General features: G+C 72.2%; 20 protein-coding genes. 8 read left to right on the top strand and 12 right to left on the bottom strand.

The genetic code is table 11. The features are described 5' to 3' along the window. Positions 1–27 precede the first annotated feature (27 nt). From AB0M83_RS01735 to AB0M83_RS01685, 11 genes are all read right to left on the bottom strand, one after another. A complete protein-coding gene (locus AB0M83_RS01735) occupies positions 28–651 on the bottom strand; it encodes a hypothetical protein (protein ID WP_364510895.1) in 624 nt (207 codons plus the stop codon). A 124-nt stretch (positions 652–775) separates the two neighbouring features. After that, positions 776–1,624, bottom strand: coding sequence for a DivIVA domain-containing protein (locus AB0M83_RS01730; RefSeq protein WP_364510892.1), 849 nt, complete (start codon positions 1,622–1,624; stop codon positions 776–778). Between the two features lie 54 nt (positions 1,625–1,678). Further along, entirely contained in the window at positions 1,679–1,954 is a 276-nt protein-coding gene (locus AB0M83_RS01725; protein ID WP_072477845.1) for a YggT family protein, read from the bottom strand. A gap of 115 nt (positions 1,955–2,069) precedes the next feature. After that, entirely contained in the window at positions 2,070–2,669 is a 600-nt protein-coding gene (gene sepF, locus AB0M83_RS01720; RefSeq protein ID WP_364510889.1) for a cell division protein SepF, read from the bottom strand. Between the two features lie 97 nt (positions 2,670–2,766). Then, on the bottom strand, positions 2,767–3,495 hold the full coding sequence (locus AB0M83_RS01715; protein ID WP_364510886.1) for a YggS family pyridoxal phosphate-dependent enzyme: 729 nt from the start codon (positions 3,493–3,495) through the stop codon (positions 2,767–2,769). After that, complete coding sequence (gene pgeF / locus AB0M83_RS01710) at positions 3,492–4,196, bottom strand: peptidoglycan editing factor PgeF (RefSeq protein ID WP_364510883.1); 705 nt, start codon at positions 4,194–4,196, stop codon at positions 3,492–3,494. The genes AB0M83_RS01715 and pgeF overlap by 4 nt, the downstream gene beginning before the upstream one ends. A gap of 97 nt (positions 4,197–4,293) precedes the next feature. Beyond that, the gene (gene ftsZ / locus AB0M83_RS01705) at positions 4,294–5,598 is read right to left on the bottom strand and encodes a cell division protein FtsZ (protein ID WP_364510880.1); all 1,305 of its coding nucleotides are present in this window, start codon (positions 5,596–5,598) and stop codon (positions 4,294–4,296) included. A 242-nt stretch (positions 5,599–5,840) separates the two neighbouring features. Next, positions 5,841–6,593, bottom strand: a complete 753-nt coding sequence (locus tag AB0M83_RS01700) for an anti-sigma factor (protein ID WP_364511689.1) — start codon at positions 6,591–6,593, stop codon at positions 5,841–5,843. Positions 6,594–6,604: 11 nt separating this feature from the next. Continuing rightward, positions 6,605–7,210, bottom strand: coding sequence for an ECF RNA polymerase sigma factor SigK (gene sigK, locus AB0M83_RS01695; protein ID WP_364510877.1), 606 nt, complete (start codon positions 7,208–7,210; stop codon positions 6,605–6,607). Beyond that, the gene (locus AB0M83_RS01690; RefSeq protein ID WP_364510875.1) at positions 7,203–7,937 is read right to left on the bottom strand and encodes a DUF1365 domain-containing protein; all 735 of its coding nucleotides are present in this window, start codon (positions 7,935–7,937) and stop codon (positions 7,203–7,205) included. Before AB0M83_RS01690 ends, sigK begins: the two co-directional genes overlap by 8 nt. Further along, the gene (locus AB0M83_RS01685) at positions 7,931–9,208 is read right to left on the bottom strand and encodes an FAD-dependent oxidoreductase (protein WP_364510872.1); all 1,278 of its coding nucleotides are present in this window, start codon (positions 9,206–9,208) and stop codon (positions 7,931–7,933) included. The genes AB0M83_RS01690 and AB0M83_RS01685 overlap by 7 nt, the downstream gene beginning before the upstream one ends. An 82-nt stretch (positions 9,209–9,290) precedes the next feature. Here AB0M83_RS01685 and AB0M83_RS01680 point away from each other — a divergent pair, with 82 nt between their 5' ends. Beyond that, positions 9,291–10,565 (top strand): cyclopropane-fatty-acyl-phospholipid synthase family protein, encoded by a 1,275-nt coding sequence (locus tag AB0M83_RS01680; RefSeq protein ID WP_364510869.1) that lies wholly within the window; start codon positions 9,291–9,293, stop codon positions 10,563–10,565. Then, positions 10,562–11,332, top strand: coding sequence for a DUF1295 domain-containing protein (locus tag AB0M83_RS01675; RefSeq protein WP_364510866.1), 771 nt, complete (start codon positions 10,562–10,564; stop codon positions 11,330–11,332). Before AB0M83_RS01680 ends, AB0M83_RS01675 begins: the two co-directional genes overlap by 4 nt. Here the strand turns inward: AB0M83_RS01675 and AB0M83_RS01670 are convergent. Next, positions 11,319–11,825: a DinB family protein gene (locus AB0M83_RS01670; RefSeq protein WP_364510864.1), complete on the bottom strand. Its 507-nt coding sequence runs from the start codon at positions 11,823–11,825 to the stop codon at positions 11,319–11,321. The genes AB0M83_RS01675 and AB0M83_RS01670 overlap by 14 nt on opposite strands. Positions 11,826–11,898: 73 nt before the next feature. On the opposite strand from AB0M83_RS01670, the gene AB0M83_RS01665 reads away from it, so the two are divergent. The 6 genes from AB0M83_RS01665 to AB0M83_RS01640 form a co-directional block, all read left to right on the top strand. After that, a complete protein-coding gene (locus tag AB0M83_RS01665; protein WP_364510861.1) occupies positions 11,899–12,357 on the top strand; it encodes a MarR family transcriptional regulator in 459 nt (152 codons plus the stop codon). After that, on the top strand, positions 12,344–12,778 hold the full coding sequence (locus tag AB0M83_RS01660) for an OsmC family peroxiredoxin (protein WP_364510858.1): 435 nt from the start codon (positions 12,344–12,346) through the stop codon (positions 12,776–12,778). Before AB0M83_RS01665 ends, AB0M83_RS01660 begins: the two co-directional genes overlap by 14 nt. A gap of 122 nt (positions 12,779–12,900) precedes the next feature. Next, complete coding sequence (locus tag AB0M83_RS01655) at positions 12,901–14,325, top strand: cation:proton antiporter (RefSeq protein ID WP_364510855.1); 1,425 nt, start codon at positions 12,901–12,903, stop codon at positions 14,323–14,325. A 9-nt stretch (positions 14,326–14,334) separates the two neighbouring features. Beyond that, on the top strand, positions 14,335–15,555 hold the full coding sequence (locus AB0M83_RS01650; RefSeq protein WP_364510852.1) for a macrolide family glycosyltransferase: 1,221 nt from the start codon (positions 14,335–14,337) through the stop codon (positions 15,553–15,555). Further along, on the top strand, positions 15,552–16,751 hold the full coding sequence (locus tag AB0M83_RS01645) for a cytochrome P450 (protein WP_364510849.1): 1,200 nt from the start codon (positions 15,552–15,554) through the stop codon (positions 16,749–16,751). Before AB0M83_RS01650 ends, AB0M83_RS01645 begins: the two co-directional genes overlap by 4 nt. Positions 16,752–16,871: 120 nt before the next feature. Continuing rightward, on the top strand, positions 16,872–25,456 hold an 8,585-nt coding region (locus AB0M83_RS01640), incomplete at its 3' end, for a type I polyketide synthase (RefSeq protein ID WP_364510847.1).

Below are 25,456 nucleotides of genomic sequence, written 5' to 3'. Positions count from 1 at the left end.
CGTCGCGCCGCGCTCGCGTGTCGTCGATCAGCGGTGGACGGCGACCAGGTTCGCGTCGGGGCGGCAGCGGTCACAGGGGGTGAAGCCGAGTTGACGGGCCTCGCCGACGCCGATGGGGATCGTGTCGCGGGTGCCGAGCCAGACGCAGGTCGTCAGGTGGTAGCGCGGGTGCTCGTCGACGACCACGACCTCGTCCTCGAGGTCGGCCAGGACGGCGATGTCGGCGTCCGACGTCTCTTCCTCACCCGGATCGGACTCGGTGTCGTTCGCGGTTTCGGCCGGAGCTTCCGCCACCACGGTCTTCTCAGGTTCGGGTTCCGGTTCGGGTTCCGGCGTGTCGGCCGGGTCCCCCAGGTCACCGGCGGCCGGGATGAGGACGGTCTGCTCCTCCTCGGCCGGCTTTTCCTCCGCGGGAGGCACCTCCGCCGACGGAACCGGCTCTTCGGAGGCAGGTTTCTCGGAGGCCGGCTTCTCGGGCTCAGCAGGTGCCGAGGCGCGACGCCGGCGGCGCAGCCAGTCGGCGACCAGGATCAGCCCGGCCAGTACCGAAAGGCCGATGGACACCCACGCCCACAGTGAAGAAGCGGTGATGAGCGCGGAGACGAGCAACCCCAGAGCCGCCAGTACCAGGACCAGCACGATGTAAAGCACGCTGAATTACAGCACGAACCAGGCAAGATCGTCCGATGACCCGCCCACGTGCGGTACCGGATCGACTCCGAACCGTGGCCCACCCCACCGGCTCACTGCCGGCGGGGTGAGCTCCGGAGAAGACTCAGCCCGCTTCGGCGCGCGGGCCGAACGAGTAGCCCTGGCCGCCGCTCGACGAACCGGACGACTGCCCGGAGTTCGACGAGGCCGACGCCGGGGCCGCGGAGCCGCGGTCGTCGAGCTCACGCAGCTGGGACTCGAGGAACCCGCGCAACCGCGTGCGGTACTCCCGCTCGATCGTGCGCAGCTCTTCGATCTTCTTGCCCAGCCCGCCCTTCTCGGCGTTGAGGCTGTTCATCGTCTCGGTGTACTTGCGCTGCGACTCGCGCTCCAGCGTCGTCGCCTTGTCGCGCGCCTGGCGCTCCAGCGTCTCGGCCCGGGTCCGCGCGTCGTTCAGCATCGTGTCGACGCGGGTACGCGCCTCGTTGACCATCGAGTCGGACTTCGCCCGGGCGTCCGAGAGCAGCTGCTCGGACTTGGTGCGGGCCTCGGCCAGCATCCCGTCGGACTCGGTCTTCGCCTCGGCGGTCAGCCGGTCGGCCATCTCCTGGGCCAGGCCCAGGACCTTGGCGGCCTGCACGTTCGGCTCGGCGCTGTCGCCGACCATCGAGTGCGCCTGGGTCTGCTCCATGGCGGACTGCGGCGGCGGCACCGGCGCGAGGCGCCGAGACGGCTCTTCCCGCATCGGGGGCTGCGCAGATTTGGCACTGTCGAGCTCGCTGCGAGTCGACTCGAGCTCGGCGTCGAGCTGCTCCATCTGCTGGCGCAGCTCGTTGTTGTCTTCGATCAAGCGGGCCAGCTCGGTCTCCACCAGGTCGAGGAACGCGTCCACCTCGTCCTCGTTGTAGCCCCTCTTGCCGATGGGCGGCTTGCTGAACGCAACGTTATGCACGTCAGCGGGGGTCAACGACATCAGATCACCTCACGCACTCCATGGCCTGCAGGGTCCATCCAAGTTCTTCCCCGATCAACTTGGAGTCGCCAGTTGCATCGCGAAGAACACAACCAGCAGCAGCACCATAATCGACAAGTCCAGTCCGACGCCGCCGATTCGAACCATCGGAATGATTCGTCTGAACAGACGAACCGGCGGGTCCGTCACTGTGTAGATGGTCTCGAGCGTCACCGCAACCCCCCCGGCCGGATGCCACTCACGGGCGAACGTCCGGACGAGTTCGATCACGATCCGTGCCGTCAGCAGCAGCCAGAAGGCGAACAGCACGTACCAGACGACCAGCCACACAGCTTCCACGTACCTACTCTAACCGGGCGTCCTCGGAGAAGACGCAGTTAAGGGGGTCGACGCGGCATCGGGTCGACAAAATCACGTCTGCTTGCGCTCAGCGGTCCGCGCGACTTCAGCCCCGCAAGAATAATCCGCCTTCGGCAATCCGCCGGCGGTCTTCCGCGGTGACGTCCACATCGGGCGGTGAGAGAAGGAACACCTTGTTGGTGACCTTGTCCATCGACCCGCGCAGCGCGAACGCGAGCCCGGCGGCGAAGTCGACCAGCCGCTTGGCGTCCGCGTTCTCCATCTCGGTGAGGTTCATGATCACCGGGATGCCCTCGCGGTAGTGCTCGCCGATGGCGCGCGCCTCCGCGTAACTGGTCGGGTGCAGCGTGGTGATCCGGCTCAACGGATCACGCACCGGCTGGCGCACGACCGGCTCGGTGACCGGTCGCAGGCGCGCCACGGGCTCCGGCTGGCGGTCCATCGCGAGCGCGCCGTGGACGGCAGGCTCCGAGCCTGCGACGGAGCGTGACCGGCTGCGGCTGACGGGCTCGTCGTAAGTGTCGTCGACGTCGCGGTACCGTGAGCGAGACGACCGCGGTGCCGGCTCCTCGTAGGAGTCGTAGTCGTCGTCATAGCCACGCCTGTATTCGTCTTCGACTTCGTAACCGTCGTCGTCAGCGGGCACCATCCCGAAGTAGGCCTTCAGCTTCTGCAGCGCGCTCATGCCTCTCCCTAGCCCTAGCCGCTCCCGCACCAACGTTGCTCCACGCCGTCAGTGCCCCGTCCGGGCGACCACTAAACGTGACGACCGGACGAGCTCCCTAGGGCGAGGCTAAACCGCGTCCGCCGAGCAGCGCGGTTCCGACACGCACACACGTCGAGCCGTGCGTGATCGCCTGCTCGAGATCATGGCTCATCCCGGCGGAGACTTCTGCGGCATTCGGGTGATCTTCACGGAGCCGTTCACCCGCCCGGGCGAGGCGTTCGAAGGCGGCCGCGGGGTCGGCGCCGAGCGGCGCGACAGCCATCAGGCCGCGAAGCCGCAGTTCACCCGTGTGAGTGACGCGCTCGGCGAGCGCGCCGAGCTCGTCGAGCGGGCAGCCGCCGCGCTCCGGGTCGTCGTCGAGGCTCGCCTGGATCAGCACGTCGAGGGGTTCCTCACGTTTACCGCCGTCACGCGCAGTGTGCACGGCCTTCGCGAGCGCGTCGGCGAGCCGGGCCGAGTCCACGGACTGCACCTCGTGTGCCCACTCGACCACGGACCGTGCCTTGTTCCGCTGCAGCCGGCCGACCATGTGCCAGCGCAGCGCCGCGTCCGGCCGGAGCCCGGCCACCTCGGCGGCCTTCGGCCCGGCCTCCTGGTCGCGGTTCTCGCCGACGTCGGTCACCCCGAGGTCGGCCAGCAGCGCGGCGTCCGCGGCCGGGAACGTCTTGGTGATCGCGATCAGCTTGACCTCGTCGCGCGCCCGCCCGGCGGCGCGGCACGCGGCGGCGATCCGCGCCTCGACCTCGGCCAGGTTCTCGGCCAGCTCGGCCCGGCGATCGGTCATGCCTCGACCCAGGTGATGCCGGCGATCCGCCCGGTGGTGCCGTCGCGGCGGTAGCTGAAGAGTGTCTTGTCCTCGTTCGTGCACCGCGGGTCGACGCCGATCTTGCCGACGCCGAGGTCGGCGAGCTGCCGCCAGAGCCCGGCGCGCAGGTCGAGGCCGGGCGTGCCCTGCCGGGTCTTGCACGCGCTGCCCGGAACGTGTTTCTCGACGTCGGCGGCCATCGCGGCCGGGACCTCGTAGCAGTCGCCGCAGATGGCGGGGCCGAGCAGCGCCTCGATGCGGCCCACCTCGGCACCGGCTTCCCGCATGGCCTCGACCGCCGCCGGGACGACGCCGACCCGCGTCCCGACGCGCCCGGCGTGCACCGCCGAGACCACGCCGGCCTCGGCGTCGGCCAGCAGGACGGGGACGCAGTCGGCGACCAGCACCACCAGCGCGACGCCCGGGGTGGCGGTCACCAGGGCGTCGGTCGCCTCGGCGGCCCGGGTTTCGGAGCCGTCCACAATGGTCGCGGTGCGGCCGTGGACCTGCTCCATCCAGGCCAGTTTGTCCTCGGCCAGGCCCAGTTCGGCGGCGAGGCGCTTGCGGTTCGCGTAGACGTTCCCCTCGTCGTCTCCGACGTGGTCACCCAGGTTGAACGTGTCGTACGGCGGCCGTGACGCGCCGCCCGCCCTGGTCGTGACCACTCGCCGAACCCGCATGCTGCCATCCTCCCAAAAGCCGTGAAGGCCTCCTTACCGGCCTTGAGAACCGGTAAGGAGGCCTTCACGGACCTGCTGTGTCTTTACCGCCGCGTCTTCAGCGCCGCATGAACGGCGGGACGTCGACCTCGTCGTCCGACGGGTCGTCGTGCACCGGCATCGCGCGGCCGGGCAGGCTGCCCTGGGTCGCGTTGGAGCCGATCGGCGAGTAGCCGCGCGAGCCGCCGCCCGGCTGCGGGAGGCCGCCCGACGACTGGTTGCCCGTCGCCGAAGGCAACGGCGAGTGCGACCGCGGCGGCGCGACCGGGTAGCCGGAGCTGCCGGCCGACGGCACCGGGGTCGCGCCCGACGGCGGCGTCGGCGGGTTCGAGACCTGCCCGGCCGAGGCCGAGGCCGTGGTGCCCGAGCGCGAGCCGGAGCCGAACGTCGACGGGTCGAGCTTCTTGTGCGTCGGCGCGCCGGCGTCGAACCCGGCCGCGATCACCGTGACGCGGACCTCGTCGCCGAGCGAGTCGTCGATGATCGTGCCGAAGATGATGTTGGCGTCCGGGTGCGCGGACTCCTGCACCAGCGACGCGGCTTCGTTGATTTCGAACAGGCCCAGATCCGAACCACCCGCGATCGAAAGCAGCGCGCCGTGCGCACCATCCATGGAGGCTTCGAGAAGCGGCGAGTTGATCGCCTTCTCGGCGGCCTGGATGGCTCTGCCTTCACCGCGTGCGCTCCCTATACCCATCAGGGCGGAGCCCGCGCCGGACATGACGCTCTTGACGTCGGCGAAGTCCAGGTTGATCAGACCCGGCGTGGTGATCAGGTCGGTGATGCCCTGGACACCGGACAGCAGCACCTCGTCCGCGGAGCGGAACGCGTCCATCAGGGACACGCCGATGTCGCCGAGCTGCAGCAGCCGGTCGTTCGGGATGACGATGAGCGTGTCGCACTCGTTGCGCAGCGACTGGATGCCGTCCTCGGCCTGCTTGCCGCGGCGCTTGCCCTCGAAGGTGAACGGGCGGGTCACGACGCCGATGGTCAGCGCGCCCAGCTTGCGGGCGATCTGCGCCACGACCGGCGCGCCGCCGGTACCCGTGCCGCCGCCTTCACCGGCCGTCACGAACACCATGTCGGCGCCCTTGATGACCTCTTCGATCTCTTCGCGGTGGTCTTCGGCGGCCCGCTGGCCGACCTCGGGGGCGGCGCCCGCGCCGAGGCCACGGGTCAGCTCGCGGCCGATGTCCAGCTTGACGTCGGCGTCGGACATGAGCAGTGCTTGGGCGTCGGTGTTCACCGCGATGAACTCGACACCCTTGAGGCCGACCTCGATCATGCGGTTCACGGCGTTCACGCCGCCACCGCCGATGCCGACCACCTTGATCACCGCAAGGTAGTTGTGCGGGGGCGTCATCGAAGTCCGCCTTCCTGATCGTTGTGCCCGTACAGCCCGCCGGCGGGTGATCAGCTCTCAACCTCAACCGCAGATTGAGAGTTATGTCAACTACCGGCGTTAGGCAGGACGGTAGGCACCAGGCAGGCTCTAATCCAGTAGGCACGCCGTGTGTCGCAAAGGTGTTTTGCCACAACACGTTCGAGCGCGCAAGAGCTGGGAGCCGCGAACACCGCTCCGGCCCGGTCTGCTATGGCGCGGGATCAGGCGGGCGCGGGCATGCTCATCAGCACGTCCGTGGGTGCGCCGGTGGGCGAACCGCCCGCCTGCTCGAGGCTCACCGCGAGCTGGTCCACCGGCCCGACGCCGTCGGCCACGACCAGGCCGCCGTCGTCGGACGCGGCGATCACCCCGGCCGAGCGCGGCGCGTTCCCGCCCGTGATCAGCCAGGCCTCGTAGACCTTGCCGCCCGGCTGGGACGGCAGCCCGGTGTCCATCACCATGACGCGGTTCAGCGACTTCGAGACGATGACCGTGACGCCGCCGCCGATGGGCGCCTCGCCGTGCACGGTCTTCGCGTCGGGGGCAGACAGCAGCGCCGCCACCGGCTCGTAGCGCTGCCGCGCCTGGTCGAGCCGGGTCTGCGCGGACTGCAGCTCCTGCTGCTGGGTCAGGGCGATGCCGCCGAAGACGCCGCCCGCGGCGAGCCCGATGACGGCGGCCGCGGCCGCCACGACGACCGCCCAGCGCGGGGCCCGCACCGAGCGCCGGTGCCGTTCGGCGACGGGCTTGGTGCGCGGCGGCAGCTGGCGGGTGGCGTGCATGGCGGCCAGGACGCGCTCCTTGAACTCCGGCGGCGGGTCCTCGGCCATCGCCACGCCGAGCTGGGCCGCGGTCGCGCGCAGCTCGGCGACCTCCTGCGCGCAGGAGTCGCACTGCTCGAGGTGACGGCTGAACTCCGCCCGCTCGAGGTCGGACACCGCGTCGAGCGCGTACGCGCCCGCCAGGGTGTGCATCTCGGGAGTGCTCACGCGGTCACCCCCAGGCAGTCCCGCAGGCGGATCAAGCCGTCCCGCAGCCGCGTCTTGATGGTTCCTTGCGGCGTCGACAGCACTTCGGCCACCTCGCGATACGTATAGCCCTGGTAGTAGGCGAGCAGCACGGACTCGCGCTGCAGATCGGTCAGGAAGGACAGGCACTTGCGCACCTGGGAGCGTTCGAGCCGCGCGGTGACGGACTCGGCGACCTCGTCGAACGGCCGGCCGCGGGCGGCTTCGAAGGTCGCCTTCTGCTCCCGTTCGGTGCTGGCCCGCGCCGAACGGACGCGGTCGACCGCGCGGCGGTGCGCCAGGGTCATCGCCCAGTTGAGCGCCGAGCCCTTGTCCGGCACGTACCGCGTCGCGGTGCGCCAGAGCTCGACGAGCACCTCCTGGGCGACCTCTTCGGACTGGGCCGAGTCGCGCACGATCCGCCGCACCAGCCCGAAGATCGGCCCGGCGAACTGGTCGTAGAGCAGCTCGAACGCCCGCTCGTCGCCCTTCGCGACGCGCACCATGAGCTCTTCGGCGGTGGGCGCGGGCGGGGCGTCCGAAGGTACCGGTGCCACCGGGCGCCGGCGGGCCGACTCATCCATGCAGCTGTCCTCCGGCGTTCTGCGGCGTGCGCGGCACGACCGCGGCCTTCCGCAGCCACAACGCGACGCCGTGGCGGCGGATCAGCGCGGACACCCGCTGCGGGAGCAGCGGCCGGGCCAGCACGAGCCGGGCCAGCCACCGCGGGTTCACCGGGCGGCGAACTCCCCGCAGCGTAGCGACCAGCGGCGTGGAACTCCCGCGGCGCAACGCGACCGTGAGGTCGAGCAGCGCTTCCGGGTGCGGCAGGCGCATCCGGTATTCGCCGTCCATCTCCTGGAACGGCGAGACGTAGAACTCCTTGGCCGCCCGGGCGAGGCCGGCCTCGTCGGGGCGCAGCAGGTAGGCGTGGCGGCCGCCGTAGGTGTTGTGCACCTCGGCGACGACGCACTCGAGCCGCCCGTCCGGGTCGTGGCACCAGTAGACGCTGATCGGGTTGAACGCGTACCCGAGCACGCGCGCGGCGGCCAGCATGACGACCTGGCCGCCGCGCAGGTCGACGTCGCGGTCGGCGAGCCACGAGTCGAGCTTCTCCCGGATCCCGCGCGGGTCGCCGGCGACGAAGTGGTCGCGGCGGTCGAACCGGGCGAACGGCCGCAGCCACCACGGCAGCACCGGCGGCGCGTCGAGGTCGACCAGCCACAGGTACACGCGGTGCGCGAAGGAGTGCGGCGGATCGATCCGCCGCACGTGCGCGACCGTGGCGTCGTAGAGCGCGTTCGTCACCAATCGACTCCGAGGCTCTCGGCGGCGCGGGCGCCCGAAGAACAGCCGTCCTCGTGGAAACCCCAGCCGTGGTAGGCGCCGGCGTAGGCGAGGACGCCGTCGTTGAGCTCGGGCAACCGTCGTTGCGCCGCAACGGCTTCCGGGGTGTAGACCGGGTGCTCGTAGCGCATCTTCGCGACCAGGGCCTGCTTGCCGGGGCCGTCCCCGGGGTTGAGCGTGACGACGTACCCGGTCGGCTCGTCCAGCCGCATCAGGCGGTTCATGTCGTAGCTGACCTGGACCGCGCCGGTCGGGGCGCCGCACACGGGGGCCCGGAAGTTCCAGCCGGCGCGGGCGTCGGGCAGCGACGGCAGCACGCTCGTGTCGGTGTGCAGCCAGGCTTCGTTGGCCGAGTAGCGGAAGGCCCCGAGCACCTCCCGCTCGGCGCCGGTCGGGTTGGCCAGCAGGGACAGCGCCTGGTCGGCGTGGGTGGCGATGACGACCCGGTCGACGCGGTGCCGGGTGTCGGCGTCGTCCCGGACCTCCACGCCGCGGGCGGTCCGCAGCACCGACCGCACCGGCGTGGACAGGTGGACCGCGGTGAGCTGCTTGGCCGCGCGTTCGACGTATTCACGGGACCCGCCGACGACGGTCCGCCAGGACGGCGAGTCCTTGACACTCAGCATCCCGTGGTTGCGGAGGAACTCGAACAGGTAGCGGGCCGGGTAGCGCAGGGTGTCGCTGCGGTCGGCGGACCAGACCGTCGACACCAGCGGCAGCATGAAGTGGTCGACGAAGTAGCGGGTGTAGCCGCCGATGGCGAGGAACGCGCCGAGCGTGACTTCACCCGCGGCATCAGCGTCACCCGTGTCCAGCAGCCGCTTCGCGTGCCGGTGGAACCGCTTCACCTCGCCGAGCATCCGCAGGTAGCGGGGCCGCGCGAGGTTGCCGCGCTGGGCGAACAGCCCCGGCAGCCCCTTGGCGCCGGCGTACTGCAGGCCGCAGCCGTCGCAGCGGATGCTCATCGACATCTCGGTGTCCCGGGTGCGCACGCCGAGCTCCCCGAACAGCTTCAGCAGCGTCGGGTAGGTGCGCTCGTTGTGGACGATGAAGCCCGAGTCCACGCCGATCGTGCCGCCGTGGGCGCTGGGCACGTCGTGGGTGTGCGCGTGCCCGCCGAGCCGGTCGTCGGATTCGAAGAGCAGGACCTCGTGCTTGCGTCGCAGCAGGTATGCCGCCGTCAGCCCGGCCACCCCGCTGCCGATGACGGCGATGCGTTCTCCCGTGATCTCCACACCGGTACTTCGCCGCCGCGCCGGGCGTGGATTGGCGGGACGCGGCACCAATCCACCGCGCCGGGGAGAGCGAATCCCGGACATGCCGAACAGCACCGCGCACCGCCTCGCCTCGTTCGCCGAAAACCTCCTCGGCGGGCAGCTCCCCGTCGGCTTGCGGACCTGGGACGGAACCCGCGCCGGCCCAGTGGACGCGCCCACCGTCGTGCTCCGCAACCGCCGTGCCCTCCGCCGTCTGCTCTACTCGCCGGGTGAGCTGGGGCTCGCCCGCGCCTACGTCACCGGTGACCTCGACGTCGAAGGAGATCTGGCGGACGGCTTCCGCCGGATCTGGGCCCTCACCCGCTCGGGTGAGCTCAACCGAGTGAAGCTCGGGCCGCGCGACTGGGCCGAAGCCGCCAAGCTCGCCGCTCGTCTCGGCGTCGCCGGGCCGCCGCCGAAGCCGCCCGCCGAAGAGGCTCGGCTCACGGGCAAGCTGCACAGCCTGCTGCGCGACAAGTCCGCCATCGCCCACCACTACGACCTCGGCAACGCCTTCTACCAGCTGCTGCTGGACGAGTCGATGGCCTACTCCAGCGCGTACTTCACCTCCGACGAACCGGGGTACGGCCTGGCGGAGGCGCAATCCGACAAGCTGGAGATGATCTGCCGGAAGCTCGGGCTGCGGCCGGGCATGCGGCTGCTCGACATCGGCTGCGGCTGGGGCTCGCTGCTGGTCCACGCGGCCAAGCACCACGGCGTGCACGCCGTCGGCATCACGCTCTCGGCCGAGCAGCTGCAGCACATCCGCGGCCGGCTCGCCCAGCACGACCTCGAAGACCGCGTCGAGGTGCGCCGGCAGGACTACCGCGAGCTGCCGGACGCGCCGTTCGACGCGGTGGCGTCGATCGAGATGGGCGAGCACGTCGGGGAGGTGAACTACCCGGCGTACGCCGCGACGCTGCACAGGATGGTCAGGCCCGGCGGGCGCGTGCTGATCCAGCAGATGTCACGCGGGAACGTCGCCCCCGGCGGCGGCGCGTTCATCGAGCGCTACATCGCCCCCGACATGACGATGCGCCCGGTGGGCCGGACCGTCGAGCACCTCGAAAACGCCGGCCTCGAGGTCCGGGACGTCCACGCGATGCGCGAGCACTACGTCTGGACGGTCCGCGCCTGGGCCGACACCCTGGAGGAGAACTGGGCCGACGTCGTCGCGCTGATCGGCGAGACCGGCGCGCGGGTCTGGCGGCTCTACCTCGTGGGTGGGGCGCTGGCGTTCGAGGAGAACCGGATGGGCGTGGACCAGATCCTGAGCGTGCGGCCGGACGAGCACGGCGACAGCGGCATGCCGGCGACGCGGGAGTGGCTCCGATGACGCTCGGGAGCACGCTGCTGGTCACCGCCGGCGTCACGCTCGTGGCGGTGGTGGCGACCTTCGGGATCGCGCGGGCGCGCAAGCGGTACGACACGGTCGACACGTTCTGGGGGCTCGGTTTCGCGGTCGTCGCGGCCGCCGCGTTCCCCTTCGGCGACGGTCCCCTGCCGCTGCGGCTGGTGGTCCTGGTCCTGACGGTCGTCTGGGGCGGGCGCCTTTCGCTGCACCTGCACCTGCGCAACCACAAGCTGCCGGAGGACCCGCGATACGCGCGGATGGCCGCGGGGCCGTTGCGCATGTTCGTGCGCGTGTACCTGTTCCAGGGCGTGGTGCTGTACTTCGTCTCGCTGCCGGTGCAGTTCGCGATGTACGGCACCGGGTTCGGGGTGCTCGGCTGGCTCGGGGTCGCGGTGTGGCTGATCGGGTTCGGGTTCGAGACGATCGGCGACGAGCAGCTGCGCCGCTTCAAGGCGGATCCGGCTTCGAAGGGGAAGGTGCTCGACACGGGGTTGTGGCGCTACACACGGCACCCGAACTACTTCGGCGACGCGTGCGTGTGGTGGGGCCTCTACCTGCTGGCCTGCTCGACGTGGCCGGGCGCGCTGACGATCCTCTCCCCCGTCGCGATGACGTTCACCCTGGCCCGCGGCACGGGGAAACCCATGCTGGAGAAGGGAATGGCGAAGACCCGCCCGGCGTACGCGCGCTACGTCGAGCGGACCAGCGGCTTCTTCCCGTGGCCGCCCAAGAAGGTCATTCCCCGGTGAGCCCGTCGGTCAGCTCGCGCAGGACGTCGAGGTGGCCGACGTGCCGGGCGGTCTCCTCGATCATGTGCGTGAGGACCCAGCGGACGTTGAAGGTCTCGTCCTTGTGCGTCACCTCGTCGTCCAGGCCGTGAGCGGCAGTGATTTCGCGGCTGCGGGCGGATTGTTTCTCGTAGTCGGCGAGCAGCTGCGCCAGTGTCGTCTCGGGCGGGATCCGGAACTCCGCGTCCGGGTCCTGTTCGAGCTTCTGCTCCCAGGTGTCCTCCTCGCCGTCGACGACCACGGCGAACCAGAACCACTCGTTCAGCGTGAGGTGGGCGAGCAGGCCGGCGACGGTGGTCAGCTCGCTGGGCAGGTGGACCTGGCGGGCTTGCGCTTCGGTGAGCCCTCCGCTCTTCCAGGCGACGGTGGCGCGGTGGTAGTCGAGGAGGTTCGTCAAGATCTCACGCTCGCCGCCGGTGAGCGGGACCTTCGGGCGCCGCGGTCGTTCGGTCATGACCGGCACTGTGCCAGAGGGGTCCGACAGAAATACCTTGCACACGATGTAATCGTGGGCTAGGTTTACGGACGTGCCTGATGAGTTCCAGTTGGACGAGCAAGCCTGCTTCGCGCTCTACGCGGCGTCGCGCGCGGTGACGGACGCGTACCGTCCCCTGCTCGGCGAACTGGGGCTCACCTACCCGCAGTACCTCGTGCTGCTGGTGCTGTGGGAGTCCGACGCCCGGCCGGTCAAGGAGATCGGCGAGGCGCTGCACCTGGACTACGGCACGCTTTCCCCGCTGCTCAAACGACTCGAAGCCAACGGGCTCCTCACGCGGGCGCGCCTGCCCGAGGACGAACGCACCGTGGTGATCAGCCTGACCGAGGAAGGACGTTTCCTGCGCACCCGCGCGGCGGGCGTCCCGTCGGCCATCGGCTGCGCACTGGGCCTCGACGACGCTTCGCGGCGGGAGCTCATCACAACCCTGCGGCGGCTGACAGCGTCGGCCACCGCGTACTCACTTGGAGGCCCTGATGCCCAGCCGTGACGCGACCACCCACTGGGTCGGCGGACTGCAGAACGGGAAGGGCGAGGTCAGCCTGGACTCGTCCAACGCCGGCACGTTCTCCGTCTCGTTCCCGACCCGGGCGGGCAACCCGGACGGCCAGACGAGCCCGGAGGAGCTCATCGCGGCGGCCCACTCGTCGTGCCTGGCGATGAACCTGTCGGGCGTGCTGGAGGCCCAGAAGCTGACGGCGGACTCGATCGACGTGAGCGCGGAGGTCACCCTCGGCCCGGCCGCGGGCGGCGGCTTCGAGATCAGCGGCATCGCGATCACGCTGCGCGCGTCGATCGAGGGCGTCACGGCGGAGCAGTTCGCGGAGTACGCGGAGACGGCCGAGAAGACGTGCCCGGTGTCGAAGGCTTTGGCCGGCACGACGATCACGATGGACGCGGCGCTCGCCTGAGTCCCCAGCGCCCCAATGTGGCGTTCGGTGCGTCTGACGCACCGAACGCCACATTGGGTGCGTCAGACGCACCGAACGCCACATTGGGGCGCTCCCGGCCCGGTTGATCGGAGAGACCAGTCATGTCATCGCTCGACGAGCGCACCACCGAGTCCGCGGCGCCCGCCACGCGGCGAGGCCGCGCGTGGATCTCCTACCTCGCCATGGTGGTCCTCCCGGTCGTGGCCGCCTTCTTCCTGCTGCGCACCGGCGGCGGGGACGGCCACGCGCCGGCCGGCCACACCGGCGGCGCGGCCGACCCGGTGGCCAAGCTGCTGTTCGCCCTGCCGGTGATCTTCCTGGCCTGCCGGCTGCTTTCGGCGGGCGCGCGGCGGCTGGCGCAGCCCGCGGTGATCGGGGAGATCTTCGCCGGCATCCTGCTCGGGCCGTCGTTCCTCGGCTGGGTGTGGCCGGCGGCCTACCACTGGATCTTCCCCGACTTCCTGGCCTCGACGATCAACACGCTCGCCCAGATCGGGCTCGTGATCTTCATGTTCCTGGTGGGCTACGAGCTCGACGTCGAGCTGGTCCGCCGCCGCAGCAAGGCCGCGGTGCTGGTGAGCCACGTCAGCGTCGCGATCCCGTTCCTCTCCGGCGTGCTGCTGGCGTTCGTGCTGCACCCGACGCTCGGCGATGGGGTCGCCCGGCTGCCGTTCGCGTTGTTCCTCGCGATTTCGATGAGCATCACCGCCTTCCCTGTGCTGGCGAGAATCATCACCGACCGCAAGATGACGAAACTGCCGATCGCCGCGCTCGCACTCAGCTGCGCCGCCGTCGACGACATCACGGCGTGGTGCCTGCTGGCGCTCGTGGTCGCCATCGCGAGCGCGACCTCCATGGCCACCACGCTGGTGACGGTGGGGCTCACGATCGCGTTCTTCGCGTTCATGCTGTTCGTGGTGCGTCCGCTGCTGCGCCGGCTGTTCGCGCCGACGGAGCAGGGGCAGAAGGCGCTGCCGACCACGGCGGTGGTGTCCGTGCTGCTGGCCGGGCTGCTGCTGTCCGCGCTGGCCACCAACGCCATCGGCATCCACCCGATCTTCGGCGCCTTCCTCTTCGGCGCCGTGACGCCGCGCGGTTCGCTGCCGATCCGCCAGGCCACCGAACAGATGCACGCGCTGACGGTCACGCTGCTGCTGCCGCTGTTCTTCGTCTACACCGGACTCCGCACGAAGTTCGACCTGATCGGCTCCGACTCGTCGCTGTGGCTCTGGACGGCGTTGATCGTCGTCGTCGCGATGCTCGGCAAGTGGGGCGGGAGCCTGGTCGCCGCGCGGTTGTCCGGGATCGGCCGGCGCGACTCGTGGTCGCTGGGCGCGTTGATGAACTGCCGGGGGCTCACCGAGCTGGCCGTGCTGAACATCGGCCTCGACCTCAAGGTCATCAGCCCGACTCTGTTCGCGATGCTGGTCGTCATGACGCTGGTGACCACCGTCGCCACCTCGCCCGCGCTCTCGCTGATCGAGCGCTACAAGCGCCGGGGCGCGGAACCCCTTCCCGTCGCGTAGGAGCCGGTCATGACCGAAGCACGGGACATCGCTTTCCTGCCGTACCCGGCCTACGGGCACATGACCCCGGCGCTGCCGGTGGTCGCCGAGCTCGTCCGCCGCGGCCACCGGGTCACCTGCTTCACCTCCGACGAGTTCGCGGACCGGGTCGTCGCGCTCGGTGCCCGGGCCGCGGCCTACGCCTGCGACCTGTCCACCGCGCAGCCCGACATCACCGACGCCGACGAGGCCGCCAAAGCACCACTGCACCTGCTCGAGCAGAGCATGGCCGTGCTGCCCGCCGTGGAACGCGTCTTCGACCGGTGCTCGCCGGACCTCCTCGTCTACGACACGACGCTGTGGGCGCCGGGGCGGCTGCTGGCTCGCAAGCACGGGCTGCCGGCGGTGCAGCTCTCGGCCACGGTGGCGTCCAACGAGCACTTCTCGCTCACCCAGGAGAACCAGGCCTTCGGCGAGGCGGTCGACCCGGCGCACCCGGCGATCGCCCGGTTCGTCACGCGGCTGGGCGAGCACCTGGCCGCGCACGGCCTCGGCGCGTTGACGCTGGAGGAGTTCTTCACCGGCGGCGACGAGTTCACGCTGGTGTTCCTGCCGCGGGCGTTCCAGCCGGCCGGGGAGACCTTCGACGACCGGTTCGCCTTCGTGGGCCCGTCGGCCGGCCCGGCCGCGTCGTCGTGGCAGCCGCCCTCCGACGGGCGCCCGGTCGTGCTGATCACCCTGGGCACGACGGTCAACGACCGGCCGGAGTTCTTCCGCACCTGCGCCGAAGCGTTCGCGGACGTGCCGTGGCAGGTGGTGCTCACCCTCGGCAAGCGCGGCGACCCGGCGACGCTCGGGCCGCTACCGTCCCATGTGGAGGCCCACCGCTGGGTCGCGCACGGCGACGTCCTGCCGCACTGCTCGGTGTTCCTGTGCCAGGGCGGGATGGGCAGCCTGATGGAAGCGCTGTCCTTCGGCGTCCCGGTGATCGCCGTGCCGCACCACCCGGAACAGCACATCAACGCCCGCCAGATCCGGCGCCTCGGCCTGGGTGCCTCGCTGGACAAGGAGACCGTGACGGCCGAGCGGATCCGCGACGCCGTGCTCGCCGTCGACCGGGACGACGCCGTGCGCCGGCGCGTCCAGCTCATGCGGCGCGAGGTGCACGCCGCCGGCGGGGCGGCCCGCGCCGCCGACGAGATCGAGGCCAGGGTCGCCGCCGTGCACCCGGCCGGAGGGAGCCGGAAGTGACCGAGCCGTCGCCGTTGCCCGTCAAGCGGAGCTGCCCGTTCGACCCGCCCGACGAGTACCGGGCCCGGCGGGGGATCAGCCCGCTCGCGTTCGACGTCAGCCCCGGCCCGGCCACCGGCTGGCTGGTGACCAAGCTGTCCGACGTCCGCGCGGTGCTGGCCGACGCCCGCTTCAGCCACCGCAACGACCTCGTCGCGCTCGCCGTGCCGCCGCCGTTCCCGATGGACACCTACGCGCCCGAACCGGCCGCGCCCGGCGCGTTCCCGAAGATGGACGGCGCGGACCACGCGCGGTACCGGAAGCTGATCGCGAAGTACTTCACCGTGCGGCGCACCCGGGAGCTCGTCCCCGCCGCGGAGCGGATCGCCGGCGAGCTGCTGGACGCGATGGCCGCTCGCGGTACGGAAGCCGAGCTGGTCACCGCGTACGCCGAGCCGCTGGCCACCCGGCTGATGTGCGAACTGGTCGGCGTGCCCGAGGCCGACCGCGAAGAACTGCTGCACCACCTGAACGTCGTGGCCCGGATGCGGTACTCCCTGGAGGAGCTGATCGCCGCGATCACCGTCGTCGGCGGCACGCTCGAACGGCTCGTCGACGCGGCGTTCGACGACCCCGGTGACGACATGCTCGGCGAGCTGGCCCGCACCGGCGAACTGGACCGGCCGGAGCTGGTGAACCTGGCCTGGGCCCTCGTCGGCGGCGGGTTCGACACGACGACGAACATGCTGGCGCTGGGCACTTTCGCGCTGCTCGAACACCGTGACCAGCTCGAGCGGCTGCAAGCCGGCCCGGCGTTGTGGCCCAACGCCGTGGAAGAGCTGCTGCGGTACCTGACGGTCTCGCACCTCGGGGCGAGCCGGGCGGCGCTGGAAGACGTCGAGCTGGGGGAGCAGGTGATCCGCGCGGGCGAGACGGTGGTCGTCGCGCTGCCGGCGGCGAACCGCGACCCCGGGCGCTTCCCGGACCCCGACCGGCTCGACATCGGCCGGGTGACCCAGGGCCACGTCGCATTCGGCCACGGCGTGCACCAGTGCATCGGCCAGCACCTGGCCCGCTTCACGATGCAGGTGGGGTTCGAGGCGCTCTTCACGCGCTTCCCGGCGCTTCGGCTCGCGGTCCCGCAGGAGCAGGTCCCGTTGCGCGACGACATGTTGCACTACGGGGTCCACGCGCTGCCTGTCACCTGGACCTCCTGAGTCCTCTAGGCACCGCACTAGACCTGACCTGTCCGCCGTGGACAGCCTCGCCGCGCCTGTGTTGCCGTGAAAGTCGAGCAGTCGCCACAGGAAGGAATCCGCCCGCCGATGGAGCGTGAGATGACGGGTTTTGCGAGTACTCCGGGCGAACCGGTCGCCGTGGTCGGGCTTTCCTGCCGCCTCCCGGGCGCGGACGGGCCCGCCGCCTTCTGGCGGCTGCTGACCGAGGGCCGCAGCGCGATCACCGACGTCCCCGCCGGGCGGTGGGACCCCGCGGCCACCGGCGTCCGCCGAGGCGGGTTCCTCGACGACGTCGACCGCTTCGACGCCGCGTTCTTCGGCATCTCGCCGCGCGAGGCCACCGCGATGGACCCGCAGCAGCGGCTGGTGCTCGAACTCGCATGGGAAGCCTTGGAGCACGCCGGGATCGTGCCCGCGAGCCTCGGCGGGAGCGCCGCGGGCGTGTTCGTCGGTGCCATGTGGGACGACTACGCCGCGCTCGTGCACGCGAGCGACCCCGAAGCGATCACCCACCACACCATCACCGGCGTCCACCGCAGCCTGCTGGGCAACCGCGTCTCTCACCTGCTCGGCGCGCACGGCCCGAGCTTCACCGTCGACTCCGGCCAGTCGTCCTCGCTCGTCGCCGTGCACCTGGCGGTGCAGAGCCTGCGCCGCGGCGAGTGCCCGGTCGCGCTGGCGGGCGGGGTCAACCTGATCTTCTCGCCGGGCAACGCCGTCACCACGGCGAAGTTCGGCGGGCTGTCCCCGGACGGGCAGTGCTTCACCTTCGACGCCCGTGCCAACGGTTTCGTGCGCGGCGAGGGCGGCGGGCTCGTCGTCCTCAAGACGCTCTCGCGAGCCCGGGCCGACGGCGACGAGATCCTCTGCGTAATCCGCGGCACCGCGGTCACCAACGACGGCGCCGGCGACGGCCTGACCGTCCCGGACGCCCGGGCCCAGGCCGCGGTGGTGCGGGGCGCCCACGCCGACGCCGGGATCGAGCCGTCCGCCGTGGGTTACGTCGAGCTGCACGGGACCGGGACCAAGGTCGGCGACCCGATCGAGGCGGCCGCGCTGGGCGAGGTCTTCGCCGCCGGGCGCGAGGAGCCGCTGCCGGTCGGTTCGGTCAAGACCAACATTGGGCACCTGGAAGGCGCCGCGGGCATCGCCGGGCTGCTCAAGGCCGTCCTGTCCGTGCGTCACGCCACGCTGCCCGCGAGCCTCAACTTCACGACGCCGAACCCGGCGATCCCCTTGGCCGAGCTGAAGCTCCGCGTGGTCGCGGAGAACGCCGGTTGGAACGCCGGACGCCGGATCGCCGGGGTCAGCTCGTTCGGCATGGGCGGGACCAACGCCCACGTCGTGCTCGAAGCGGCCGAGCCCGCCGCACCCGGGTTCCGGGCGGTGGGTCGTGATGACAGGAATGAGTCATTCCTGGCGTCGGATGCAGCGAAGGGGTCATTCACTGCATCGGTGCGGCCGGAAGTCGTGCCGGGCGGGTCGAATGCGGTGAACGGGCCGGTGCCGGCCGAGCCCGTCGCCCCTCGCGAGGCCACCGGCGCGGCCGTGCCCTGGCTGCTCTCGGCCCGCACCGCCGAGGCGCTGCGGGCACAAGCGGCCCGGCTGCTGTCGCATGTGGACGAACACTCCGACCTGTCCGCTGTGGACATCGGGTGGTCGCTGGCGACCCGCCGGACCGCGTTCGCGCACCGCGCGGTCGCCGACAGCCGGGACGCACTGCGCGCGGTCGCGGACGGCATGGGCCGCACCCAGGGCGTCACCGCCACGAACGACGACCGCGTCGTCTTCGTCTTCCCCGGCCAGGGCGGCCAATGGGCCGGCATGGCCGCCGAGCTCCTGAACGCTTCGCCGGTGTTCGCCGCGCGGCTGGCCGAATGCGCCGCCGCGCTCGCGCCGCACCTCGACTGGGACGTCGTCGACGTCCTGCGGGAGACCCCCGGCGCGCCCTCGCTCGACCGCACCGACGTGCTGCAGCCCGTGTTCTGGTCCGTCGCGGTCTCGCTGGCCGCCGAGTGGCAGGCGCGCGGGGTCGAACCCGCCGCCGTGCTCGGGCACAGCCAGGGCGAACTCGCGGCCGCCGTCGTCGCGGGCGCGCTGTCGCTGGAGGACGCGGCGCGGATCGTCGCACTCCGGGCCCAGCTCCTGGCCGATCGGATGGCGGGCCACGGCGGCATGCTCTCGGTCGACCTGCCCGTCGCGGCCGTGACGGAGCTCCTGGACGCCTACCCCGGCCGCCTGTCGGTCGGCGCGGTCAACGGCCCGGCGACCACCGCGGTCTCCGGTGACCTCGACGCCCTCGACGAGCTGCAGGCCGAGCTGACCGCGCGCGAGGTGCGCGCACGCCGGATCGCCATCGCGTACGCGTCGCACTCCGCACAGGCCGAGCCCCTCAAGGACGAGCTGCTGCGGCAGATCGCCGGGATCCGGCCTCGGCCGTCGGAAGTCCCGTTCTACTCCTCGACCGCGGGCGGCCTGCTCGACACCGAGCGGCTCGACGCGGACCACTGGTTCGCCAACCTGCGGCAGCCGGTGCTGTTCGACCCCGCCATCCGGGCCGCGCTCGACGCGGGCATCGGCGTGTTCGTCGAGGTCAGCCCGCACCCGGTGCTCGTCGGTGGCCTGCTGGAGACCGCGGCCGACGCCGACCGGCCGGCGGCCGCGGTCGGCACCCTCCGCCGAGGCGACGGCGGCCCCACCCGCTTCGCCACCTCGGTGGCCGAGCTGTGGACCCGCGGCGGTCGCGTCGACTGGACGGCCGCGTTCCCCGGCGCGCGCCCGGTCGACCTGCCGACGTACGCGTTCCAGCGCGAGCACTTCTGGCTCGACGGGAACACCGCCGAGGCCTGGACGGGCGCTGAAACTGTCGGTGGGCACCGATACGCTGGAAACCGGGGGCCGGAGGCGCGCCCGCAACCGGCCCACGACCTCCTCGAAACCGTCCGCGCGCACACCGCGCTGGTGCTCGGCCACCCCGGCCCGGACGCCATTGACCCTGCGGCCTCGTTCAAGGACCTCGGCTTCGACTCGATCATCGGCGTCGAGCTGTGCGAGCGGCTGTCCGCCGCGACCGGCCGGAAGGTGCCCGCGACCTCGGTCTTCGACCACCCGACCCCGGCCCGCCTCGCCGCGATGCTGCGTGACGAGCCGGCCAAGACCTCTCCGGCCGTCGCGACCCGCGCCGACGAGCCCATCGCGATCGTCGCGATGAGCTGCCGGTACCCCGGCGGCGTGCGCTCGGCGGACGAGCTGTGGCAGCTCGTCGCCGACGGCCGCGACGTCATCGGCGGCCTGCCCACCGACCGCGGCTGGGACCTCGACGACCTGTACGACGCCAACCCGGGCCAGGCCGGGAAGTCCTACGCGCGCCACGGCGGCTTCCTCACCGACGTCGCCGAGTTCGACGCGGACTTCTTCGGCATCTCACCGCGCGAAGCACTGGCGATGGACCCGCAGCAGCGGCTGCTGCTGGAGACCACGTGGGAGGCCTTCGAAAACGCCGGCATCGACCCGGCGTCGCTGACGGGCAGCCGCACCGGCGTCTACATCGGGGCCACCTCGTCCGAGTACGGCCCGCGCCTGTACGAAGGCGGCGAAGGCTTCGACGGGCACCTGCTCACCGGCACCACCGGCAGCGTCGCGTCGGGCCGGCTGGCCTACGTGCTCGGCCTGGAGGGGCCGGCCCTGACGGTCGACACCGCGTGCTCGTCCTCGCTGGTCGCGCTGCACCTCGCCGTGCGCGCGCTGCTCGCGGGCGAGTGCACCCTCGCGGTGGCCGGCGGCGCGGCTGTCCTGGCGAGCCCCGGCATGCTCGTCGAGTTCAGCCGGCAACGCGGCCTCTCCCGCGACGGCCGCTGCCGGGCCTTCTCGGCGGACGCCGACGGCACAGGCTGGGCCGAGGGCGCCGGCGTCGTGCTGGTCGAGCGCCTGTCCGACGCTCAGCGGCTGGGCCACCCCGTGCTCGCCGTCGTACGCGGCACGGCGGTCAACTCCGACGGCGCGTCCAACGGCCTGACCGCGCCCAACGGCCCATCGCAGCAACGCGTGATCCGCTCCGCGCTGGCCGACGCCGGGCTCGCACCGTCCGAAGTGGACGTCGTCGAGGCGCACGGCACGGGGACCCCGCTCGGAGATCCGATCGAGGCCCAGGCGCTCATCGCCACCTACGGCCAGGACCGCGAACGGCCGCTGCTGCTCGGCTCGCTGAAGTCGAACCTCGGGCACACCCAGGCCGCGGCGGGCATCGGCGGCGTGATCAAGATGGTCCAGGCCCTGCGCCACGGCGTCGTACCGCGGACCTTGCACGCCGGCGAACCCAGCCCGCGGGTCGACTGGTCCGCCGGCGCGGTCACCCTCGCTTCGGCTGAGCAGCCGTGGCCGGAGACCGGCGCACCCCGCCGGGCCGGCGTGTCCTCGTTCGGCATCAGCGGGACCAACGCGCACGTCATCGTCGAGCAGGCCCCGGAGCCGGCTCCCGTGGTGTCCGAAGAGGACAGTTTGGGCGTGTGGGTGCTGTCCGGCCGCACCGAAGACGCGGTGGCCGACCGCGCGACGGCGCTGGCGGACACGCCGCACGGCGTCGCCGAAGTCGGCTGGTCCCTGGCGGCGACGCGCACCGCTTTCGAGCACCGGGCCGCCGTGGTCGGCGAACGCGCCGAACTCCTGGCCGGCCTGGCGGAGATCGCCACGCGGACCCCGGGCGCGTCCGTGGTCACCGGCGTCACCGGGCCGGTGGGGCGCACGGTGTTCGTGTTCCCCGGCCAGGGTGCGCAGTGGATGGGCATGGCGGCCGGGTTGCTCGACGAGTCACCGGTTTTCGCCGAGCGATTCGCCGAATGCTCGGCGGCTCTCGAGTCCTTTGTCGACTGGTCGCCTTCCGCCGTCCTCCGCGACGGCGAGCTGGACCGGGTCGACGTGGTGCAGCCCCTGTCGTGGGCGGTCATGGTGTCGCTGGCGGCACTGTGGCAGTCGTACGGGGTCACGCCGGACGCCGTGGTGGGACACTCCCAGGGCGAGATCGCCGCGGCCGTCGTCGCGGGTGCACTGTCCCTTGAGGACGGCGCTCGCGTGGTCGCGTTGCGCAGCAAGGCCATCGCCGCGGGACTCGCCGGCCAGGGCGGGATGGCGTCGGTCGCGCTGGACGCCGGGCGAGTGGCAGCCCTGCTCGACGACCGGATCTCGATCGCGGCGTACAACAGCCCGTCGTCGACCGTCGTGGCCGGTGACCCCGCGGCCTTGCGGGAACTGGTCGCGCGCTGCGAACGCGACGGCGTCCGGGCCCGGGTGATCCCGGTGGACTACGCGTCGCACTCGGCGCACGTCGAGGCGATCGAAGCCGAGCTGCGCGAGGTCCTGGCCCCGATCCGGCCGCGCACCGGCGACCTCCCCTTCTACTCGACCGTGACCGCCGAACCGATCGACACCGCGACCCTCGACGCCGGCTACTGGTACCGCAACCTGCGGCAGGCGGTGCGGTTCCGCGACACCGCCGACGTCCTCGCCGACCGCGGGCACCGGTTCTTCGTCGAGGTCAGCCCGCACCCCGTGCTCGGCGGCGGGTTGCAAGAGACCCTCGAAGACGCGGCCGTGGTGGGAACGCTGCGCCGCGGTGAAGGCGGCCTCCGCCGGTTCCTGCTGTCCGCGGCCCAGCTCTGGGCGCACGGCCACGACGTCGACTGGTCGGCCCGGTACCCGAACCCGCGCACGGTCAGCCTGCCGACCTATCCGTTCCAGCGGCAGCGTTTCTGGATCGAACCGGCGGCCAAGCCCGCCGACGACAGCGGGTTCTGGACCGCGCTCGACGACGACACGCTCGGCCTCGCCGACGACCTGCCGTGGCGCGACGCGCGGCTCGCGCTGGCCCGCTGGCGACGCCAGGCGGACCTGGACAGCTGGCGCCACCGCATCGCCTGGCGCCCGCTGCCCGAGCCGCCCGCCACACCGCTCACCGGCACCTGGCTCGTGCTCACGCCCACCGCGGGCGCGCTCAGCGGGCTCGGCGTCGTCGAGGTGCTCGTCACTGCCGACGACGACCGCGCCTCCCTTGCCGAGCGGCTGGCCGGGCTGACGCCGGACGGCGTCCTCGCGCTGACGACCTCCGACGACCCGATCCGCGCGGTCACCAGCGCGGCCGTGCTCGTCCAAGCTCTCGGTGACGCCGGAATCGACGCACCGCTGCGGTACCTGACCCGCGGCGCGGTCGCGCCGCTCGACACCGACCCGGCGCCGAAGCCCGAGCAGGCCGCGGTCTGGGGCCTCGGCCGCGTCGCCGCGCTGGAACACCCCGGCCGTTGGGGCGGATTGATCGACCTGCCCGAGACCTGGGACGCAAGCGTCGCCGCGAAGCTCGCCGCGGTGCTGTCCGGTGACGAAGACCAAGTGGCCATCCGGCCGTCCGGAGTCTTCGCCCGTCGGCTGGTCCCCGCGTCCCTGCGCGGAAAGGCACCGGTCCGCACCTGGGAGACCGGTGGCACGGCCCTGGTCACCGGCGGCACGGGTGCGCTGGGCAGGCACCTCGCCCGGTGGCTCATCGCGCGCGGGGCCGAGCACGTCGTCCTGACCGGCCGCCGCGACGCCGACGTGGTCGAGCTGGGCCCCCGGGTGAGCGCCGTGATCTGCGACGTCACCGACGCCGACGCCCTCCGCGGCGTCATCGAGGGCATCGACGACCTCCGGACCGTCGTCCACGCGGCGGGCGTCGGCACGCTCGCCGCGCTCGACGACACCGGCCCCGAGGCGATGGCCGAGGTCCTGCGCGGCAAGGTGCTCGGCGCACGGCACCTCGACGACCTGCTCGGCGACCGTGAGCTGGACGCCTTCGTGCTCTTCTCCTCGATCTCCGGCGTGTGGGGTGTCGCCGACCACGCCGCCTACGCCGCGTCGAACGCCTACCTCGACGCCCTCGCGCTGCGCCGCCGGGCGCTCGGCCGGACCGCGCTGTCGGTGGCCTGGGGCCCCTGGGCCGGCGGCGGCATGATCGCCGAGACCCTGCACGACGTCCTCGCCCGCCGCGGCGTCCCGGTCATCGAGCCGGAAGCCGCCCTGGCCGGCCTGGGACAGGCACTGGACCACGACGAGACGTTCGTCGCGCTGGCCGAGATCGACTGGCCGGTGTTCGCCGACGTCTTCTCCGCCGTCCGGCCGAGCCCGCTGCTCGCCGAGCGGCCCGAGGTGAAGCAGCTCCGGGAAGAGACCCCGGACGCGTCCGGCTGGGCCGAGGAGCTCGCCGCCCTCGCCGGACCCGAGCGCGAAAAGCGGGTGTCCGCTTTGGTCCGGCAGCAGGTCGCCGCGGCGCTCGGGCACGCGAGCCCGGACACCGTCGACGTCCGGCGCGCGTTCAAGGACCTCGGCTTCGACTCGCTCACCGCCGTCGAGCTGCGCAACCGGCTGAGCACGGCGACCGGGCTGAAGCTGCCCAGCACACTCGTGTTCGACCACCCGACGGCCGCGCTGCTGACCGAGCACCTGCTGGCCGAGGTGGCGCCGGAGTCCACAATGGACGTACCCACGGCCCCGGTCGCGGCGGCCGACGACGACCCGATCGCCATCGTCGCGATGGGCTGCCGCTTCCCCGGCGGCGTCACGACGCCCGAACAGCTCTGGACGCTGCTGACCGACGGCGTCGACGCGATCTCCGGCCTGCCCGCCGACCGCGGCTGGGACCTCGGCTCGCTTTACGACGCCGACGCGAGCCGGCCCGGCACCACCTACGCCCGCCACGGCGGGTTCCTCGCCGACGCCACCCGGTTCGACGCGGCGTTCTTCGGGATCTCCCCGCGCGAAGCCGTCGCGATGGACCCGCAGCAGCGGCTGCTCCTGGAGGTCTGCTGGGAGGTGTTCGAGCGCGCCGGGATCGACCCCGCCGCGCTGCACGGCACGCCGGCCGGCGTGTTCGTCGGCATGACCGACCAGGCCTACGGCTCGGGCGGCGGTTCCGAGGGCGAGGACTACCTGGTCACCGGCGCGGTCTCCAGCGTCGCCTCCGGCCGGATCGCCTACGTCCTCGGCTTGGAGGGCCCGGCCGTCACGGTCGACACGGCGTGCTCGTCGTCGCTGGTGGCGCTGCACCTCGCGGCGCAGTCGCTGCGCTCGGGCGAGTGCTCGATGGCGCTCGCCGGCGCGTCGATGGTCATGTCGACGCCGAGCCAGTTCCTCGGCTTCAGCCGCCAGCGCGGGCTCGCGCCCGACGGCCGCTGCAAGCCGTTCGCGGCCGGTGCCGACGGGTTCGCCCTCGCCGAGGGCGTCGGCGTCCTGCTGGTCGAGCGGCTGTCCGACGCGCGCCGCCTCGGGCACCCGGTGCTCGCGGTGCTGCGCGGGTCGGCGATCAACTCCGACGGCGCGTCCAACGGCCTGACCGCCCCGAACGGCGGTTCGCAGCAGCGGGTCATCCGCGCCGCGCTGGCGGGTGCGGGCCTGCGTCCGTCCGAAGTGGACGTCGTCGAGGCGCACGGGACCGGGACCCCGCTGGGCGACCCGATCGAAGCGCAGGCGCTGATCGCCGCGTACGGGCCGGAGCGCGAACGGCCGCTGCTGGTCGGTTCGCTGAAGTCGAACCTCGGGCACACGCAGACCGCGTCCGGCGTCGCCGGCGTGATCAAGATGGTCGAGGCGATGCGGCACGGGCAGCTGCCCAAGACCCTGCACCTCGACGAGCCGACCGCGGAGGTCGACTGGTCGTCCGGGGC

The sequence above is a fragment of the Amycolatopsis sp. NPDC051106 genome, from assembly GCF_040682775.1.
In the GTDB taxonomy this organism is placed as follows: domain Bacteria; phylum Actinomycetota; class Actinomycetes; order Mycobacteriales; family Pseudonocardiaceae; genus Amycolatopsis.
The sequence above is the reverse complement of the archived record's forward strand: the minus strand, read 5'-3'. Positions and strand labels throughout refer to the sequence as shown.